20 protein-coding genes are annotated in these 18,066 nt (G+C 36.4%); 1 reads left to right on the top strand and 19 read right to left on the bottom strand.

The window, feature by feature from the left end; genetic code table 11:
* Positions 1–316: 316 nt before the first annotated feature.
* The 8 genes from ABH960_RS18580 to ABH960_RS18615 all read right to left on the bottom strand — a co-directional run bounded on the left by ABH960_RS18580 (position 317) and on the right by ABH960_RS18615 (position 7,623).
* The gene (locus ABH960_RS18580; protein ID WP_404447603.1) at positions 317–1,297 is read right to left on the bottom strand and encodes a biotin--[acetyl-CoA-carboxylase] ligase; all 981 of its coding nucleotides are present in this window, start codon (positions 1,295–1,297) and stop codon (positions 317–319) included.
* Entirely contained in the window at positions 1,282–2,475 is a 1,194-nt protein-coding gene (locus ABH960_RS18585; protein ID WP_404447416.1) for a CCA tRNA nucleotidyltransferase, read from the bottom strand. Before ABH960_RS18585 ends, ABH960_RS18580 begins: the two co-directional genes overlap by 16 nt.
* Complete coding sequence (gene bshA, locus ABH960_RS18590) at positions 2,462–3,607, bottom strand: N-acetyl-alpha-D-glucosaminyl L-malate synthase BshA (RefSeq protein WP_002086596.1); 1,146 nt, start codon at positions 3,605–3,607, stop codon at positions 2,462–2,464. The genes ABH960_RS18585 and bshA overlap by 14 nt, the downstream gene beginning before the upstream one ends.
* Positions 3,604–4,308: a bacillithiol biosynthesis deacetylase BshB1 gene (bshB1, locus tag ABH960_RS18595; protein WP_002011848.1), complete on the bottom strand. Its 705-nt coding sequence runs from the start codon at positions 4,306–4,308 to the stop codon at positions 3,604–3,606. Before bshB1 ends, bshA begins: the two co-directional genes overlap by 4 nt.
* Positions 4,309–4,319: 11 nt before the next feature.
* Positions 4,320–4,715, bottom strand: coding sequence for a methylglyoxal synthase (mgsA, locus tag ABH960_RS18600; RefSeq protein WP_000684753.1), 396 nt, complete (start codon positions 4,713–4,715; stop codon positions 4,320–4,322).
* Positions 4,716–4,729: 14 nt separating this feature from the next.
* Positions 4,730–5,530, bottom strand: coding sequence for a dihydrodipicolinate reductase (gene dapB, locus ABH960_RS18605; RefSeq protein WP_002126457.1), 801 nt, complete (start codon positions 5,528–5,530; stop codon positions 4,730–4,732).
* On the bottom strand, positions 5,527–5,871 hold the full coding sequence (locus ABH960_RS18610; RefSeq protein WP_002011846.1) for a nucleotide pyrophosphohydrolase: 345 nt from the start codon (positions 5,869–5,871) through the stop codon (positions 5,527–5,529). Before ABH960_RS18610 ends, dapB begins: the two co-directional genes overlap by 4 nt.
* Before the next feature lie 396 nt (positions 5,872–6,267).
* Positions 6,268–7,623 carry an RNA-guided endonuclease TnpB family protein gene (locus tag ABH960_RS18615; protein WP_404447421.1) on the bottom strand — a complete coding sequence of 452 codons (1,356 nt, stop codon included), beginning with the start codon at positions 7,621–7,623 and terminating at the stop codon, positions 6,268–6,270.
* 615 nt (positions 7,624–8,238) lie between these two features.
* On the opposite strand from ABH960_RS18615, the gene ABH960_RS18620 reads away from it, so the two are divergent.
* Entirely contained in the window at positions 8,239–9,120 is an 882-nt protein-coding gene (locus ABH960_RS18620; RefSeq protein WP_404447424.1) for a YitT family protein, read from the top strand.
* 28 nt (positions 9,121–9,148) lie between these two features.
* Here the strand turns inward: ABH960_RS18620 and ABH960_RS18625 are convergent, their stop codons facing one another.
* From ABH960_RS18625 to ABH960_RS18675, 11 genes are all read right to left on the bottom strand, one after another.
* On the bottom strand, positions 9,149–9,799 hold the full coding sequence (locus tag ABH960_RS18625; protein ID WP_404447426.1) for a uracil-DNA glycosylase: 651 nt from the start codon (positions 9,797–9,799) through the stop codon (positions 9,149–9,151).
* 133 nt (positions 9,800–9,932) lie between these two features.
* A complete protein-coding gene (locus ABH960_RS18630; RefSeq protein ID WP_002086606.1) occupies positions 9,933–10,613 on the bottom strand; it encodes a zinc metallopeptidase in 681 nt (226 codons plus the stop codon).
* A 105-nt stretch (positions 10,614–10,718) separates the two neighbouring features.
* Positions 10,719–11,504, bottom strand: a complete 786-nt coding sequence (gene ypjB / locus ABH960_RS18635) for a sporulation protein YpjB (protein ID WP_002141040.1) — start codon at positions 11,502–11,504, stop codon at positions 10,719–10,721.
* A gap of 107 nt (positions 11,505–11,611) precedes the next feature.
* Positions 11,612–12,298 carry a lipoprotein intramolecular transacylase Lit gene (gene lit / locus ABH960_RS18640; RefSeq protein ID WP_002064533.1) on the bottom strand — a complete coding sequence of 229 codons (687 nt, stop codon included), beginning with the start codon at positions 12,296–12,298 and terminating at the stop codon, positions 11,612–11,614.
* 25 nt (positions 12,299–12,323) lie between these two features.
* Entirely contained in the window at positions 12,324–12,914 is a 591-nt protein-coding gene (gene lhaT / locus ABH960_RS18645) for a lipoprotein heptaprenylglyceryl N-acetyltransferase LhaT (protein ID WP_002086612.1), read from the bottom strand.
* Positions 12,915–13,413: 499 nt separating this feature from the next.
* A complete protein-coding gene (gene qcrC, locus ABH960_RS18650; protein WP_002011836.1) occupies positions 13,414–14,181 on the bottom strand; it encodes a menaquinol-cytochrome c reductase cytochrome b/c subunit in 768 nt (255 codons plus the stop codon).
* 43 nt (positions 14,182–14,224) lie between these two features.
* Positions 14,225–14,899, bottom strand: a complete 675-nt coding sequence (gene qcrB / locus ABH960_RS18655; RefSeq protein ID WP_000932700.1) for a menaquinol-cytochrome c reductase cytochrome b subunit — start codon at positions 14,897–14,899, stop codon at positions 14,225–14,227.
* Positions 14,900–15,412: a menaquinol-cytochrome c reductase iron-sulfur subunit gene (gene qcrA / locus ABH960_RS18660; RefSeq protein ID WP_002135282.1), complete on the bottom strand. Its 513-nt coding sequence runs from the start codon at positions 15,410–15,412 to the stop codon at positions 14,900–14,902.
* Positions 15,413–15,553: 141 nt separating this feature from the next.
* Complete coding sequence (locus tag ABH960_RS18665; protein ID WP_002011834.1) at positions 15,554–16,012, bottom strand: YpiF family protein; 459 nt, start codon at positions 16,010–16,012, stop codon at positions 15,554–15,556.
* A 153-nt stretch (positions 16,013–16,165) separates the two neighbouring features.
* Positions 16,166–16,702 (bottom strand): ReoY family proteolytic degradation factor, encoded by a 537-nt coding sequence (locus ABH960_RS18670; protein WP_002086615.1) that lies wholly within the window; start codon positions 16,700–16,702, stop codon positions 16,166–16,168.
* 73 nt (positions 16,703–16,775) lie between these two features.
* Positions 16,776–18,038 (bottom strand): tetratricopeptide repeat protein, encoded by a 1,263-nt coding sequence (locus ABH960_RS18675; protein WP_002086616.1) that lies wholly within the window; start codon positions 18,036–18,038, stop codon positions 16,776–16,778.
* Between the last annotated feature and the right edge of the window lie 28 nt (positions 18,039–18,066).

An 18,066-nucleotide genomic window follows, 5' to 3' on the forward strand; every position in this document is an offset into this window, starting at 1 on the left:
GAGGAGATGGCCGAAATCATATAAAAAACCCCTCTGGCCATAAAAGGGCAGAAGGGTTGTGTGTTAGTCGGCATTATTCATCCCTCTGTCCCAGTCCGTTATTGGATCAAGGCAGAATCCAAATTATTATTTTTTCATACTGCGTAAAATAATGGTGCAGTTCGCTTTGATACTGCCCATATTCGAACTAATTATAGCAAACTCTGAAAAGGAATTGCTACATTTTTTCGAAAAAATAATTTTCTATCCCTATTACGGTATGTGAAATTTATTAGTATCTAAATGACAAAAAGAAGCTCCAAAATAGGAACTTCTTTTACTTAATTTCTATATCAGCAGAATGAATGTGGTGCACTTGTCCTTGATGATCCTCAAGTAACAATACACCATCCTCCGTAATTCCTTTTGCTAGCCCATTAATAGTTTCCTTCATCGTTCGAGCTGTAATTTCTTTTCCGATACTTACTGCGTAACTTTCCCAAAGAATTTTAATAACAGAGAAGCCATTTTTTAAATACTCTTCATACAATTTCTCTAGTTGCAAGAAAATTTGTTGCATAAGTTCCGCACGAACAATCGGCTTACCCGATTCAATTGCTAATGAAGTTGCAATTTGCTGAATTTCCTCATCAAAATGTTCTTGTTTCTGATTTGCATTAATGCCAATTCCCATAATAACAGCATTAATTTTATCTGGATCAGCTTGCATCTCCGTTAATATACCGACAGCTTTTTTACCTTGAATTAAAATATCATTCGGCCATTTAATCCCTACGTTTACACCGGTACATTTTTCAATTGCTTGCGCTACGCTAACAGCTGCTAATAAAGTAAGCTGTGGTGCATGATGAACTGGAATCGAGGGACGCAAAATAATACTCATCCAAATTCCTGTTCCTTTTGGGGAATACCATTTTCTACTTAAACGTCCTCTACCTGCTGTTTGTTCTTCAGCAACGACAATTGTTCCCTCTTCTGCGCCTTCATAAGCAAGTCTCGCTGCAATATGCTGAGTAGACTCAACCGATTCTTCAAAATAAACCGTTCTACCGATACGCTCTGTTTGTAATCCTAATTGAATCTCATTCGCAGTTACTTTATCTGGTTTACTAGCAATTCGGTACCCTAAGCGGCGTACAGCTTCTAGTTCATACCCTTCATTACGAAGGTCCTCCATATGCTTCCATACAGCGGTTCTCGAACAACCAAGTTTGTCACTAAGTATTTGACCAGATACAAATGCACCATCTGCTTCAGAAAAAACTTGTAATAACCGCTTTCTTATAGTAGATTGCATCTTTGTAGCCACTCCCTTATATCCTCTTTCTTATTAACTAAATCTCCTTGTACGATTGCTTCTTCAATATTTCGAAGCATTTCGGCAACCCACGGACCTGGCTTTTTATCTGTCCAGCTTAATAAATCATTACCAGTCACATTCATTTCTTGACGATTTTTTATCGGCAATGCATGAAATAATGATTGTACTTGCTTAACAGATGCACTATTATAACTTTCTATTATCGCTTCATATACTCTTTCCGCCATCTCAGCGATGCGAATCCCAGTTTTATAAAGAAGGATTGTATCCCACTCCTTCTCCTTTCTAGAACGAATTGCTAATATAACCGCTACGATATCTTTAATCTTTTTATTCGAGAACTTCCATTGACGCAAAAAGACAGATGGATGCTCTTCTCCGATACAATATAAGAAAAATGCCCATGCCTCAACGTCTGTTTCAAAAGAATCCCATTTATACTGCGTAGCTTTCAAGAGTCTTTCTTCTGACATTTGCAAATATGGCAGATGAGAAAATAGCTTAGTTTCTACTAACTCTTGAAGACCATTCACACAATATGTACCGGTCAACAATTTTTCAAATTCAACTGTAATTCTTTCAATCGCTATATGTTCGAGCAAATGCCCATACGTTTCAATTGCTTGTTTCGTCTTTATTTCCAAAGAGAAACCTAACGTACTTACGAACCGAATACCACGCATCATTCGCAGTGCATCTTCTTGAAAACGGTCTGCAGCATCTCCAACCGTTGTAATTTCCTTCAGACGAATCGCTTCTTTCCCAGCAAATAAATCAACCATTTCGCCTTCCTCTGTCATTGCAATTGCATTCATCGTGAAATCACGTCGTTTTAAATCCTCTTCTAATGAACGGACAAATTGAACACTACTAGGTCTTCGAAAATCTTCATATTCGCTTTCTGTTCGAAAAGTAGTTACCTCATACGGTTCACCATTTTCTACAACAATTACAGTTCCATGCTCAAGACCAACCGGAACATGTCTTGGGAAAATAGCCATTACTTCTTCTGGTAAAGCAGATGTTGCGATATCGATATCTCCAATCGGTCTATCGATAATAAGATCGCGTACACTTCCACCAACGAAGTAAGCCTCATGTCCGTGCTGTTTTAACATCTCAATAATTGAACTAGCTTTTTTAAATCTTTCCATTCTTGTCATCCCTTAGTATGTCATAATAAATCGCCTCATACTGTGAAACGATTTTTTCCGAACGAAACTGCTCATATACAGATTTCATCGCTCGCTCTCCCATATTACGGTGAAGTTCTTCATTTTCTAGTAGCTGAATTGCTTGCTTAGCTATTCCGTCTGTATCTCCAACTTCACATATATATCCTGTTTCACCATGTTGAATGACCTCTGGAATGCCCCCAACCCTCGTTCCGATACTAGGCACACCACACGCCATCGCTTCTAATATAACAAGACCAAAACTTTCCTTTTCTGATAAAAGTAGCATTAAATCACTCATCGCAAGAAGCTCTGCAACATTATCTTGCTTTCCTAGGAATAAGACACGTTCCTCAATATGTAAACTTTTCACCAATTGTAAAATAGTACAGAACTCTGGTCCATCACCAACAAGAAGCAATTTCGCATCTACTTCCTTTACAATTTTGGCAAATGACTGCACAACATCCTGTACACGCTTAACCTTTCGGAAATTTGAAATATGAATCAACACTTTTTCATTTTCTCGTATACCATATTCTTTTTTTAATTGAGACATATCACGTTTGAAATAAACACGTTCATCTACAAAATTGTATACCGTCTCAATTTCTTTATCTGGTTTTACAAGTTCATTTGTTTCTTCAATTAACGAATGTGACACAGCTGTAACAACATCAGATTGTTCAATACCAAAGCGAATTAAATTATTTAACGAAGGGTCGGAACCTAACACAGTAATATCCGTTCCATGTAAGGTCGTAACAATTTTAATACGCTCCCCAATCATTTGTTTTGCTAAATATGCACAAATAGCATGAGGGATTGCATAATGCACATGTAAAATATCAAGGTTTTCTCTTTGAGCAACCTCTGCCATTTTACTCGCTAATGCTAAATCGTAAGGTGGATATTGAAAAACAGAATATTGATTTACTGTTACTTCGTGAAAATAAATATTCGGGTACACTTTATTCAACCGAAATGGTACACCCGATGTAATAAAATGAATTTCATGCCCGCGTTCCGCCAATTGCTTTCCTAACTCTGTCCCAACAACCCCAGAACCACCTACAGAAGGATAACATGTAATACCTATTTTCAATTTCATTTACATCCCCCTATTAAATCAGCATGTAATAAAACCGGTTTCTTACTCATAAATCCTTCGGCATACAGCACTCCAACTTCTTTCCCAAACATCTTCTCCCGAGCGATTACAGTTTCAACGTATCCTTCGGTTAATGGCGTCTTAACACCATCACTCCCTGTTGAAAACTGACTTTCATACGCTTCTAACGCTTCCACCTTTTTAGAAAGGTATTCACTAATATCTATACAAAAATTCGGTTTATGAAAACCATTAATCATATAATTATAAAAAGACTCTACACGGTGCGGCGGAAGTTCAGGCATATATTTACGAATTCCCGCTGAAAAGATAGCTTCTTCCACAAGTTTCGCGCAATTAGCATGGTCTGGATGACGATCTTCGTAGTATGGTGCGAAAATTAGTGTTGGTTTATATGTACGAATAATCTTTACAATTTCACGTATATATTCTTCTTTCATATACAAACCACGGTCTGGCATTGCTAAATTAATTCTCGTTTTTACTCCCATAATACGAGCTGCAGCCTTTGCTTCTTCTTTTCTTAGTTCTACCGTTCCATTTGAAGAAAGATCAGCTTCTGTTAAATCGCAAATGCCTACTTCATATCCTTGCTTCGTATACTTTGCAATGGTACCTGCCATGCCGATTTCAACATCATCGGCATGAGCACCAAACGCTAATATATGTAATCCACTCATAATTGTTCCCCTCATTTTCTTAACTTTCGGTAATCTAAATCTCCCCGCTCTAATGCATGCATTAGCATTTCAGCACTTGCCATATTTGTTGCTAATGGGATGGCGTATACATCACATAAACGAAGTAACGCATTAACATCTGGTTCATGCGGCTGGGCTGTTAGTGGATCCCGGAAAAAAATCACCATATCCATCTCATTTTTTGCAATCATTGCACCAATTTCTTGATCGCCACCAAGAGGACCGGATTGATATCTTGTTACAACTAAACCAGTTGCCTCCATAATACGAAGTCCTGTCGTTCCTGTTGCAAAAAGTTCATGTTTTTCAAAAATTGGTTTATATGCGTATGCGAACGAAACCATATCATCTTTCTTTTTGTCATGTGCGATTAAGGCAATTTTCATCCGTTGTCTCCCCTTTAGTCGATAATATTTTCTAAACCGTACACAAGATGATCAAGGTTCATTACTGTTTCAATTGATAGTTTTACACCTGACATAAATGATGCACGGTTGAATGAATCATGACGAACTGTTAACATTTGTCCATCTCCGCCGAACATTACTTCTTGGTGTGCAATAAGCCCTGGTAGACGTACGCTATGAATGTGAATACCGTCTACATTTGCACCACGTGCCCCTTCTAATTGTTCCGTTTCATTAGGATGCCCTTGCTCTTTTGGCACACGATTTTGACGGATTAATTCTACTGTTTTTACAGCTGTACCAGATGGTGCGTCTAATTTTTGATCATGGTGTAATTCAATTACTTCAACATCTTGGAAGTACTTCGCTGCCATTTGTGAAAATTTCATCATAAGAACTGCACCAATCGCAAAATTTGGAGCGATAATTGTTCCTACTTCTTTTTCTTTTGCGTTTTCTGTTAATTGCTTTAGTTCTTCTTCAGTAAATCCAGTTGTACCAATAACTGATCGAAGTCCACGTTCAACTGCAAGTGTCACATGTTTCTTTCCAATTTCTGGTGTTGTTAAATCTAACAATACATCTGCTTCTACTTCATCTAAACAAGTATGTAAATCCGCGTAAATAGGTGCATCTAGCGCTGGCATTCCCGGTAAATCAGAAATTTTTTCTCCGCCATGCTTATAATCAATTGCTGCTACTAAATTGAAATGCGCTGTTCTTTCCATAAGAAGGACTGCTTCATATCCCATGCGTCCTCGTGGTCCAGCGATAATTACTTTAATTTCTTTCATGCGTCTTTCTCTCCCTCATCAATACGTGTCCAACGATCTTTATCACGTGTATTAAATTTATTCATTACAATGTTATGCGCTGTTTCTAAATCAATATTTAAACTATTTGCCATACAAATCATAACAAATAAAACATCTCCAAGCTCTTCCTCAACACTTCGTTCTTTCTCAGTCGTTTTCTTTGGTTTCTCACCATAATAATGATTAACCTCTCTTGCAAGCTCTCCCATTTCTTCAGTTAAACGAGCCATCATTGCAAGCGGACTAAAATAACCTTCTTTAAATTGACCGATATATGCATCTACTTCTTTCTGCATATCTTTCATCGTTTTTGCTTCCATACTAGTCACCTCTTATTCCTTCCTCTTTCATGTTAGCCAATTCATCGCGATTTGACAAATATTATTCCCTCATATCACTATTTACGACTCTTTTTAGGATAGACTATAGTCAACTCCCTCCACTGAGTTGAAACGTTTCAGTAGAGGCTTGAGTTAGAAATCTAGGTCTTTTCATCTATCGCTAGACAGTTTGACGCTCTAGAATTCATGCCACCTTACGGTAACACCCCAAGTATGTTTTTGGTTGGTACTGGCAACGAACTATTGTTTTCTCACTTGCACCACCCTTTCGAAAAAGAGCAGTTCTTCCTTATAGAAGAAGCCACCACTCAGATGAATCTGGCGTGTGCTACAAGCCCCGACAAGTCGAGTACACATGGATGGTTGACACACCCACTAAGCTATGCGCGAAGCAACAGCCTTACGTTTTTGCACTTCTAATAGAATCGGCGTTTTCACTTTGAGATTTTCATCCAATTCTACAACTTTTGATTTTTGCAATGTATTCAATGCACCATTAATATCAGCATGGATACATGTTCCTGCTTTACTTTGGTACAGACCACGCGTGATTCGTTTGCCACTAAAGTGATAATGCATCCTATCATCCTTAGACCAAACTGGAACCCTATCTTTATCAAGAAAACTAGCTTTTGAAGTATAGCTTTCTTCTTGTTTCAAAAATCGGATGCCTTCTTTTACACATTTATTCTCAATTGCTGCAATCAGTTTATGAAATGGGATTTGAACAAATGTTTGATTATTCTTTTTTCCCATATCAGATTTTTGTTTCCAACCAGCGTTATACCCTACGACAACCGTATCTATGTTAAATGCTTTCACTTTTTTGAACAACAGGCCTACAGTTTGTGAAATGTAACCATTTATTTGTCGTTCTCGTTTATGCCAAAGTGCAGCCATTTTATTCGTTACAACTCGTTTTGAAAGTCCATTCCCCCTATTTTTCTTTTGCAGATTACGTATCATTTTGTTGAAGTATTGGTTAATGGATTTTAATTTTTTTCCATCAATTAAGAATGTATCACCTGCATTTGTTGCACACCTTAATAATCTGTCTACACCTAAATCGCAACTCAAAGCGTTACTAGTAGTCGTTGATTGTTTCTTCATTTGAGAAACGTGCATCTCATATGTATAATGCACCTCAAAGAACCGACCTTTTTGCTTCGGTACAATCTCAATGTAGGAGATTTTTTTATTTCTTACATTTTTAGGCATACGTATTTTAATGGAACCGAATTTTTTTCTGCATGCAACATTCATCGGAATCATCCAATACCCGTTATCATCAACTTTTGGAACTTGATAGATTTCAATGATTCGTTTGTCAGTTGAACCAGAATAATTCGGAAACTTAGGACGACCTGTGAATATTTCAGGGTTTTTCGTCCACTGTTCCAATGCTTTAAAAAAGCTCTTCACTTCTGTAAATAAGGCTCTACGAATCGCTTGAACAGAGTTTGATTGCATACCCGAGTAGTTCATATCGGCTTGCATGGCAGTGTCCACTTCTTTTACAGTAGCCATTTTATTATGGTTCAAAAAACTTTGTTTTATGGTGTACAATCCAACATTTCGCAACGCTTTTGAACTATGCGACATGCGTTGAAGTAAACGAAATTCTTTTGCAGTAAGGCAAGCTCGTCCGATATTTTGTTTTTGAGTGAATCGTTGCAGGTTTTCTCTTTTCTTTTGTTTACGTAATACTTTCACTGCTTTCTTTTTAGCCATTGTTTTCACCACCTTTCTTAGAAGGTTCATTACTATTGACAAATCAATATTGGAACTGAACGGAACAAAATGTGAACATGGTCTTCATCGTGATTCCTTTTGATTCAAGTAACCGAATGATTATTATTATCCAATTTCGTTTTCTTACGATATATTCCCTCTTTATCTACGACAGATTATATCGTAAGATAAAAAGAAACAAATATTCGCCCTCAAAAAAATTGTTATGAACGAAAAAAAGTGTTTGGTCTACCTTCTGACGGCAATTCCTCTCCACCTTAATTGTTGGGTTTCACCCGTAACACAAATCAGATGGAATCTTCTTGCCTAAAGGAATAAAGTGAAACTTTCTTTTGCGATTTTTGCAAAAAATTAGCCCGTACCAATCGGGTTCCAACGGCTGGTTCGCCTTTCTTCTTTGCTTTACCTCCTACCAGGCGTTGGAACGGGAGAAAGTGAAACTTCTTTTGCACGCTTTTCGCAAAAGATTAGCCAAAACCAATCGGATTTTTTTAGCCTTCACTATTTTTACTAACAACTAGAAATTACTTATTATTATGTCTTACCGTTTAAGCGGAGCAATTCCAATCATTACATAACTAGGGGGATTTCTATATGAAAGCAAACTTGAAGATTCGAAATATCATTTTTATTTTAATCGGTTCCGCTATTTTTTCTTTCGGTATTGTGAATATCAATATTGAAAACCATCTTGCAGAGGGTGGATTTACCGGCATTACGCTATTATTATATTTTAAATTTTCACTTGATCCTTCCTATACAAACTTAATTTTAAACGTCCCTCTATTTTTCATTGGCTGGAAATTACTCGGCCGAACAACATTTTTATACACATTAATCGGTACATTTAGCGTCTCTTTATTCCTTTGGGTGTTTCAGCGCTACGAGGTTCTCAACTTACATTTAAACTTGCAAAATGATATGACACTGGCTGCTTTATTCGCTGGGGCATTTATCGGCATAGGACTTGGAATTATATTCAAATACGGCGGGACTACTGGCGGTGTTGATATTATCGCAAGGCTAGCTCACAAATATGTTGGCTGGAGTATGGGAAAAACGATGTTTATGTTTGATGCGGTCGTTATCATTATCTCTATTCTTACATATTTATCATATCGCGAGGGCATGTATACGTTAGTTGCTGTTTTTATCGGGGCTAAGGTTATTGATTTCATGCAAGAAGGTGCTTATGCAGCAAAAGGAGCAACTATTATTTCTGATAAAAACGATGAAATTGCTTCAAAAATTTTATCAGAAATGGAGCGCGGAGCAACCTTTTTAAAAGCAGTTGGATCCTATACAAAAATAGAACGTAATGTACTATATTGTGTTGTTGCTAAAAATGAAATCGTAAAATTAAAAAATATCATTATTTCAGTAGATCCACATGCCTTTGTCGCTGTAAGTGATGTACATGATGTAGTTGGTGAAGGTTTTACGTTAGATGAAAATAAAAATCCGTTACATAATTAAATTCAACTAGAAAAGCTCTGTAGCTTTTCTAGTTTTTTATTATAAATCTTTTAAGTTTCTCCAAATCCTCATAAATAAGCTCTAACAAACTCCGATTATAGAAAATAGAAGCTGGATGAAAGGTCGGAAAAATATGATATTCTTCTTCTGACCAAATAAATTCTGTACTGCTGCTATCTTTCAATCGCTGCACAGGTTGCTTTAACAATTCTCCATGAACATCCGTAATTTTATTATTTTTACCAACTAAACGCTGTAATGCAATATTACCAAGTGTGACAATAACCGGCTGCTGTATAAATTCCAGTTCATAATCTAGCAAAGGTGCATGGGCAAGTATCTCACCTTGATTCGGTGTTCTATTGTACTTCTTCTGTATTATTTCGCCATTTCGTTCCCTTTTCTCTCTCCATTTATAAGGTCTACTCCGGACCGCACTCGTAATATATACTTCTTCCCTTGTAACGTGAATAAGTTCTAAAAATTCCATTAAATGTTTTCCCGCTCTCCCACTAAATGGAATCCCATTATTAATTTCTGTTTCACCAGGTGCTTCTCCAACAAGCATTAATTTCGGGTTTTTAGGGCCCTGTCCACTTAAAAAACCTTCTAATTGGTATGTAGCACTACGCTCCTTCACTTGTTTAACTAAATAATATGGATATTCTATGTCCGTCACCTTCTTTCATCATTCCATACTTACCTTTATTTTAACTAGTTCTATACCCCATATTCTCTCTATTATTTCCATTTGTAACATATTATAAGATTCAATCCACAAAACAAAAAAAGACTATCAAAATTGATAGTCTTTAATCGTCGCTACGCTGCATACCAGTATAAATTAATACGAGACGTAATAATTCAAATACTGCTACAGCAGCTGCTGCTACATATGTTAATGCTGCCGCATTTAATACTTTACGAGCTTGACCGTACTCATCTGTTGATACGATACCAAGTGCTTCAATTTGTTGCATTGCGCGTTTTGATGCATCAAACTCAACTGGTAATGTAACAAGTTGGAAAATAACACCTGCTGCCATTAAAATAATTCCTAGTAACAACAAACCAGACATTTGCGCAAATACACCAATTAGGACAAAAACCCATGACATGTTTGAACCAAAATTAGCAACTGGCACTAACGAATGGCGTACACGCATAAAGTTATAATCTTTCGCATCTTGAATTGCGTGTCCTACTTCATGTGCTGCTACAGCTGTACCAGCAACTGAATGACCATAATAGTTATCTGTCGATAATCTAACCGTCTTTACACGCGGGTCATAATGATCTGACAAATGACCTGGCGTTTCTTCTACGGCTACATTGTACAATCCATTTTCATCTAAAATTTTTCGAGCCACTTCCGCTCCTGTCATACCTGATGTTGAATAAACTTGTGAATACTTGCTATAGGCACTACGTACTTTTGACTGTGCATACAACGGTATGATCAAAATGATCGCGAAGTAAATTAAATAAAACATCATAAACCTCCATTGAAGTTTTAATTATAGTACTTCTCATTCTATTTTTTTCTTCCACCGTTGTCAATAAATAAACCTTACAATCCGTATCTTTATTTATGCGTATTACCTATCTTTAGAATGCAAGTTGCTTCTCCGCTTCTCTCTCTCCCCTTTATACTTTCTCCATCCAACATACGTTAAAGTGAACAAAATAAGTCCTCCAGTAATTGTCATAAACCAAATGAGAGAGGGAGCAATCTCATCTTTTTTTACTGTATGAAATATTTTTTGCAAATCACCTTTAATAATCCCTAGTTGCATTTGTCCACCTTTCGTTTTTAACATAACGTTACGAAATTCATCCAAATAAGATAAATGTGCATTTACACGCTGCGCTTCGTTTTCTGGCAGAGCAATCATTAAACTAGGATAAATAATATTAAATTCATTTAAAAATGTATTTAGCGTCTGTTGGAACTGTCCATCATCTTCTTTTTCCATCGCCTTTTCTACTTGAGAAAAAGCATTCATTATCTTTCTTTCTCTTTCCATCCAAAGTGGCTGATATTTAGATACTTGTGCATCAACAGCAAGTTGTAACGCTAACATATTATCCACTTTAACTTGCCTATCTGAATCTTCCGCGAGAGATTGTTTCGCCTTATCGTATGCTAAAGAAACGACTCTAATTTGTCCCGGAGTTACTTTTGAATTATTTTCATTCTCCTTTGATAGAAATTGCTCTGAGAAATGGTACAGTACTTGTATTGCCTTTTCATCTTCTTTTTTCTTCACTAACTGCAAAGAGTCATCTAGCAATCCAGTTAGTTCGCTCCACTCTTCAGCATATATACGTACTGGAAACATTATAATTAGAAATGCTATCAGTCCAATTAATGTTCTCTTCATCCCGGTCCCCCCTATAACTACTAGTACAAAATATGTGGAATTGGACAAGAATAGAACAGAACAAAACCAAAAAATATATTATCTCTATGAAAACAAAAAAATTCTCTTTAAACAGAGAATTTTTTCTTTGAAACCCTTTTCTTTTTCACTAAATATTTATACACACCGTAACAAAGCATGCTACCACCTAAAATCAATAATAAAATAATACATGCAGCATGCATAAAGAATTCTTCCGGTAACATTAAAATAACCGGATCTGTTTCAATATCAAACATCCAATAATCATTGCTAAATAAAAGCTTATGAAATAATACGAAACTCTTTTCAAAATTAATAGCAATTGGTAACGTAAGAGCTATTGGAAAAATAATTGTAAGAATCGCTCCGTGAAGTAAAAACTTTTCTTTTTTCTTTTTTAATAAATACGCTCCTCCTAATACAGCAATTACAATCGTTCCATACATTATATATTGAATCTTTACTAAAATATTTTTAACATCTACAAAATGAATGCGTCCATTTGTGGACATATCTAATGTCGGCAATTGTAATGCACCTTCATAAAACGGCGATAAATATGTAATAAGCACATCATAGTTTCTCTTAATTTCATCTTTCGTCATATCCGCTAAATCTGGAATATTTAAAAAATCAATTTCAAAATAATACAACCATTTTCCATATACAACTACCGTTGTCGCGAGAGCGAAAACAGAAAATGCTATGCTATAGGAAACTACTAAAGTGATCAATCGATCCAATATGTTTATACCGCTCTTATTTTTCTTCATTTTCTCCCCCTAAATGTCCTCACCATCATAAAGAAAACTGTTTTCGGTTCTCACGTAAGCAATAATAATATGTAATACACAGTACAGCAATACTTAACCAAAACGTAAAATAACCAATTTTCTCTACAAACAAATGCATAATCCCATATCTCGGCATTTGCCAAAATAAATAATCAATTGCATCATTATGTAATGTCCATATGCCAGCTACAGTGAAGTGCCATTTTTTTATCCGATAAAACGGAGCATATAACATTCCCTGCACTGCCATCGCAAAATGAGATAACATTAACATATATCCCATAAGGCCAATAGGGCCTTTTACATAAATCATAATTGCATTTACAACAACAGCCCAAACACCATATTTTATTAAAGTAACTATCGCTAGCGCTTCTATTAACCCCCAGTTCTTCTTCATCAAAAAAGCAATTAAAACAAAGACAAAAAAGAGAGTCGCCATAGGGCTATCTGGTACAAACGGCCAAAATATAGGTGAGGTTTCTTTTAATTGATTTCCATACCATATGAATCCGTAAATTGTACCTAATATGTTAACAACCAATAAAAATAATAGTACCGAACGTTGCCTTAACATTGCATACAAGTAAGCCAAGCTGTATGTCCAACACCTTTCAAACAAAGTAATTCTTTCATCGAACTCTACTCTATTATATAGCAAACTTTCCGTCATCGTAGAGTAGAAAACTGAAACAGATTAAATTTTCTTTAGGGATGGCTTTGCTATCCCTTTTCTGTTTCAGCTTCCCCTCATCAAACCGTACGTGAGGTTTTCCCTCATACAGCTTTCCGATGCTCTTCCTTCTTTAGCTTTCAGTTTGTTCTAGCTTCCTACTTTCACGAGTGTGTATGTTATTTTCTACATCAAGTCCTTGATACGACCATGTTTCTTTTCTTATTCCAGAAAAGGTTAAGCCGTTCTAAGACGTACCAATTTATTTTACCGAGCCACTTCTGTCCAATTGAAGATAGACTATAATAATTTTTGAATCCTTGTAGAATTCTATTTAAACCTTTCACCATCAAACAGTGCCCAGCTTAGCTGGGCACGCAAAATAAAAAGCTGACCACAGATTTTGTAGTCAGCTTTTCTATTATTTTTTATTATACTTTGCAACGAATTCCGAAAGCTTTTTCAGTTCCTCATCTGTACCTTTAAATACACCTTTAGGCATTGAACCTTTTCCATCTTTCGCAATTTTAGCGATTTCTTCTGGTTTTAAAGTTAAGTTTTGCAAAGCCGGTGCTGCCGCTCCGCCCTGTAAATTGTCACCATGACATGTTAAACAAGTATTTTTTTGCATCAACTTGTAGCCGTCATCATTTTTATCAACTGGTGCTGTTTTTACAATTGCTCCTTGTTTTTTTGCAGCTTCCCAATCGTGGTGTGCTACAGATTCCCAAGTTAAAAAAATAATCGATGCAATTGCTAAAAGCATAAACCCCGTTGCTACAGGACGCTTCAATGGCGCTCTTTCTGGGCCTCGATCTAGAAACGGAGCTAATAGTAACGCTCCAAACGCAATCCCCGGCATAATAAACGCACCAATTACAGTAAATGAGCCTGAAGCATACGAATACTTTAATAACTGATACAAGAATAAGAAATACCAATCTGGAAGTGGTATATATCCTGCATCTGTAGGATCCGCCATTCTCTCAAGCGGTGACGGATGCGCCACTGTTAAACATAAATAACCGACTAAAAAAACTGCACCAACCATCCATTCTTTTAACAAGAAATTCGGCCAAAACGCTTCTGTTTTCCCTGGATATTCAGAATAATCTTTTGGAATATTTGGTTTCCGGGCTACTGGTACCCGAGAATCTCCTACAAACTTCATCCCTTTGCCGCGATGCATAATCTCCCTCCTTTTGTTCTTTCCCCTTTAATTTAGCAATCTCTTATAGCGGACCGGAAATACCTTGTTTGCGAATCATGATGAAGTGGAAGGCCATTAAACCTAGAAGTGCTGCTGGTAAGAAGAAGACGTGAATAGCAAAGAAGCGAGTTAATGTTTGAGCGCCAACGATTTCGGAATGACCAGCGAGTAATGTTTTAATATAAGGACCAATGAGCGGCGTTTGCTCTGCAATTTGAATCCCTACTTTCGTAGCAAATAACGCTTTCATATCCCACGGTAATAAATATCCGGTAAAACCAAGACCTAACATAACAAAGAAAATAAGAACACCAACAATCCAGTTTAACTCACGAGGCTTTTTATACGCACCTTGGAAGAAAACTCTGAGTGTATGTAAAAACATCATTACAATTACGAGACTAGCGCCCCAGTGATGCATACCACGAACAATTTGCCCGTAAGCTACTTCATTTTGTAAATAATAAACCGACTCCCAAGCATTTTTAATATCCGGCACATAATACATCGTCAAAAACATTCCGGACAAAATTTGAATTACTGTAACGAAAAAGGTAAGTCCTCCAAAGCAATAGACGAATGCAGAAAAGTGATGTGCCGGGTTAACATGCTCAGGTACTTCATGATCAGCGATATCACGCCATATCGGTGTAATATCTAAACGTTCGTCTACCCAATCATAAATTTTATTTAGCATCTACTTTGCACCCCCTCTTGGCTTCGCTTTTCCTAAATACAGCGTTCCATCTTTCACTTTAGACTCGTACACATCAAGCGGAGCAAGAGGCGGTGTGCCTTTAATGTTCATCCCATCTTTTGTGTAACGTCCCCCGTGACACGGGCAAAAGAATTGATTAGGATGTGCTTTGTCCGAATTCCAGTTCACTGTGCAACCTAAATGTTTACATACTGGAGAAAACGCAACAATTTCTCCACTTTCATCTTTATGCACCCAAGCAGATTTTGGCTCTTCAGACTTGTACCATCCGTCAACCTGCTTCACCTTAAAATCGAAGCGCTTCGGCTCTGTTGTAATATCCTTTACTTGCCCAACAGCAACCATATCTGTTCCCGCTTCTTTTCTTAACACCGGATCAAGCGCAAACCTCGTCATCGGCAGTAAAATACCCGCCGCCATAAAGCCTCCTACCCCTGTAAGTGTGTAATTTAAAAACTGTCTTCTTGACACACGATGTTCTTTCTCGCTCACGAAAATTTCCCCCCTCTATCAGAAATTGTCCCCTCGTGAAAAAATTATATAAAAAATAAAAACTAGGACACTATCATGATATAATACCCTCTTGTATAGGTCAATATCATACTACTCATAATAATAAGAACTTTCTGTTTATTATTGTTTTATCCATCTTTCTTCCAACATTTCCATAATATTTTTTATGTGTGCACGAATAACTTCCCTTTTCGCTTGGTCACTAAATTGCTCTAATGATAACGATGGAAACCAAAATAAATCACCCTGCACATCTCTCATATCTTCTTTCCATGAAAAGTCACTTGTCACATAGGCAATATGCTTAAAACCTTGCCTTTGCAAATGATCTGTCCATTCTTGCAAACGGTCTTTTTCATTCTTTTGGCTCTCTACCAAATACGTAAATGCGGGCAGTAAAAGCACTCTTCCTTTATACTCCCTTTCCAACTCCATACTCAAAGCCTCAATAAATTCGCCTTGCTCTACAACCATTTTCATCCCTTTTGCTGCCGAAATAGACAAAAGGGGTATAATCCCTGTATCTACATACTCCCTCGCTTGCTCAAACTGTTCTACATCTTTTACAATCCATTTCACCTTTTCTCCCCTCCTCCATTCGAAATAACAGAACTTTCACTTTATATATATTAAACCATACTAAAAGAGGTAAAAAAAGAAAAACTACCTATTATTAAGTAGTTTTTCTTAAAAAGTCTGAATTTCGTGAAGATTACATAATCAAAATGAATTCTATAAAATTTTCAACTCTGCTGTTAACCTATGAAATGCTTCCTTATCTTGCTTATCCAAAGCTTCATCAATTTGTTTCAAAAGACGTTCTCTTCTAAATGAGAATACACTTTCTTCTAAAAATCGTTCTGCAAGCAATCGATCTTTTTCATTCACTTCAATATGCTTTGGCAAATATGGGTTTTCTTCTAATACAGCTACATAGTTTGCATTTTGGAACGATGATTTAAAATTAAGCTGAATATAAATATCCTCATCTCGATTCAAACGAATATCATGAAACGATTTTTCTGCATCTGTTGTCATTACATTTTGTTTGAAAAAGTGAAACGGTGTGTCTTTCACACAATTTGCTGACATTACTAAGCCACGCGGACAATATTTTGCATGTTCTACGAAGTGGACTTTATGCATTAATTGATCGTGACTCATTAAATAATTCAAAATCCATACACATTCACGCTGTTTCAGTTGGTAATTATTCAAAAACCATTTTACAAAATCCTTCTTCTCGTTTACAGAAACAGGGGTATTCATAGCGATTAAGTCCCTCCTCTGTCTTTCTCTTTTCTTTTTAGATTCAAGAAGCGGCATTCAGTTTCCTTCCAACTTATGAAAAATCCTCTAAATTATATAACAATTCTTCAATATGAATTTGTGTCGGGTCTAGTTGTATTAACTGCGTAAATACTTCTTTCGCCTCTTTTCGCATTCCTTCTTCTAATAAGAAATAACCGTACTCTTCCAAGAAATCTGGATGATTCTTAAAAGAAGTATATGCACTTTCATAGTGTTTTAATGCATCCGAATACATTTCTAATTGTTTTTTTGCAAATGCAAGATCCCAAAGTAGTTGTGTATCTGGTTCTCCACTGTCAATTGCACGCTCTACAACTGCAATTAGCTCTTCGTATTTCTCTTGTTCTTTTAAAATATACGCATATTTTAATATCGCACCTAAATGTCCCGGATCTAGCTCCAGCGCTTTTTGAAGCACTTCTTCAGCCTCCGCTATTTTACCTAATTTCGCCGCAATATTCGCTAATTCTACATAGAAAGGAACAGACAGCTCATCTACTTTAATTCCTTCTTGAAGTGTTTCATAGCTTTCTTGAAGCATGCCTTCTTTTTCATAGCTTTTCGCTAAATACATGTATAACGATGCGTATTCAGGATCTAATTCTTTTAATTCTTGCCAAGCACCAATTGCTCTTTGATATTCTTCTCCTTGGTATAATGTGAAGGCATATCCAAATAATGAGTGAATATCTTTTTGCTCTTCTAACCCCGCTTCATAGTAAGAGATTGCCTCTTCCCAGTTTCCAATAGCACTTAAAGTTTCTGCTAGACGAAGCGCAATGACAACACCACCCATAACTTTATGTTCTGCTAGTAACGATTCATAATAAGTGATCGCCTTTTGCTCTTCACCTTTACTACTATATAATTCTGCTAACCCAAACGTAATAACAGGTTCGTCTGGCATCATTTCTTTCGCCTTTAATAGTTTTTGTTCTGCTACATCATCAAAACCTTGCATTTGGAATAAATCCGCTACAAGTAATAACGATTGAACATATAAATCATCGTTTTCTGGAATATCATGAAGCACTTCAATCGCTTCATCTTCTTTATCTAAATCAATATATAATTCTGCTAAAAATACCGTAAATTCACTTTCTTCCGGATATAGCAAGCGTAAGTCTTCAGTAATTGCTAACGCCTCATCCATAAACCCAAGTGTATGATAGTAACGAGCGATATCATACTTCTCTTCATCATTAGCAACTCGTAGTTGTTCTTTTAATAATTGTAATCCTTTTTCTGCTTCACCGTTTTCAATATAAGAAACAGCCTGTTCAAACTTTTGCATAAACGTCTCCTTTAATTCAAAAAATATT

It is taken from the genome of Bacillus sp. RC252, assembly GCF_044909215.1.
GTDB lineage: Bacteria > Bacillota > Bacilli > Bacillales > Bacillaceae_G > Bacillus_A > Bacillus_A mycoides.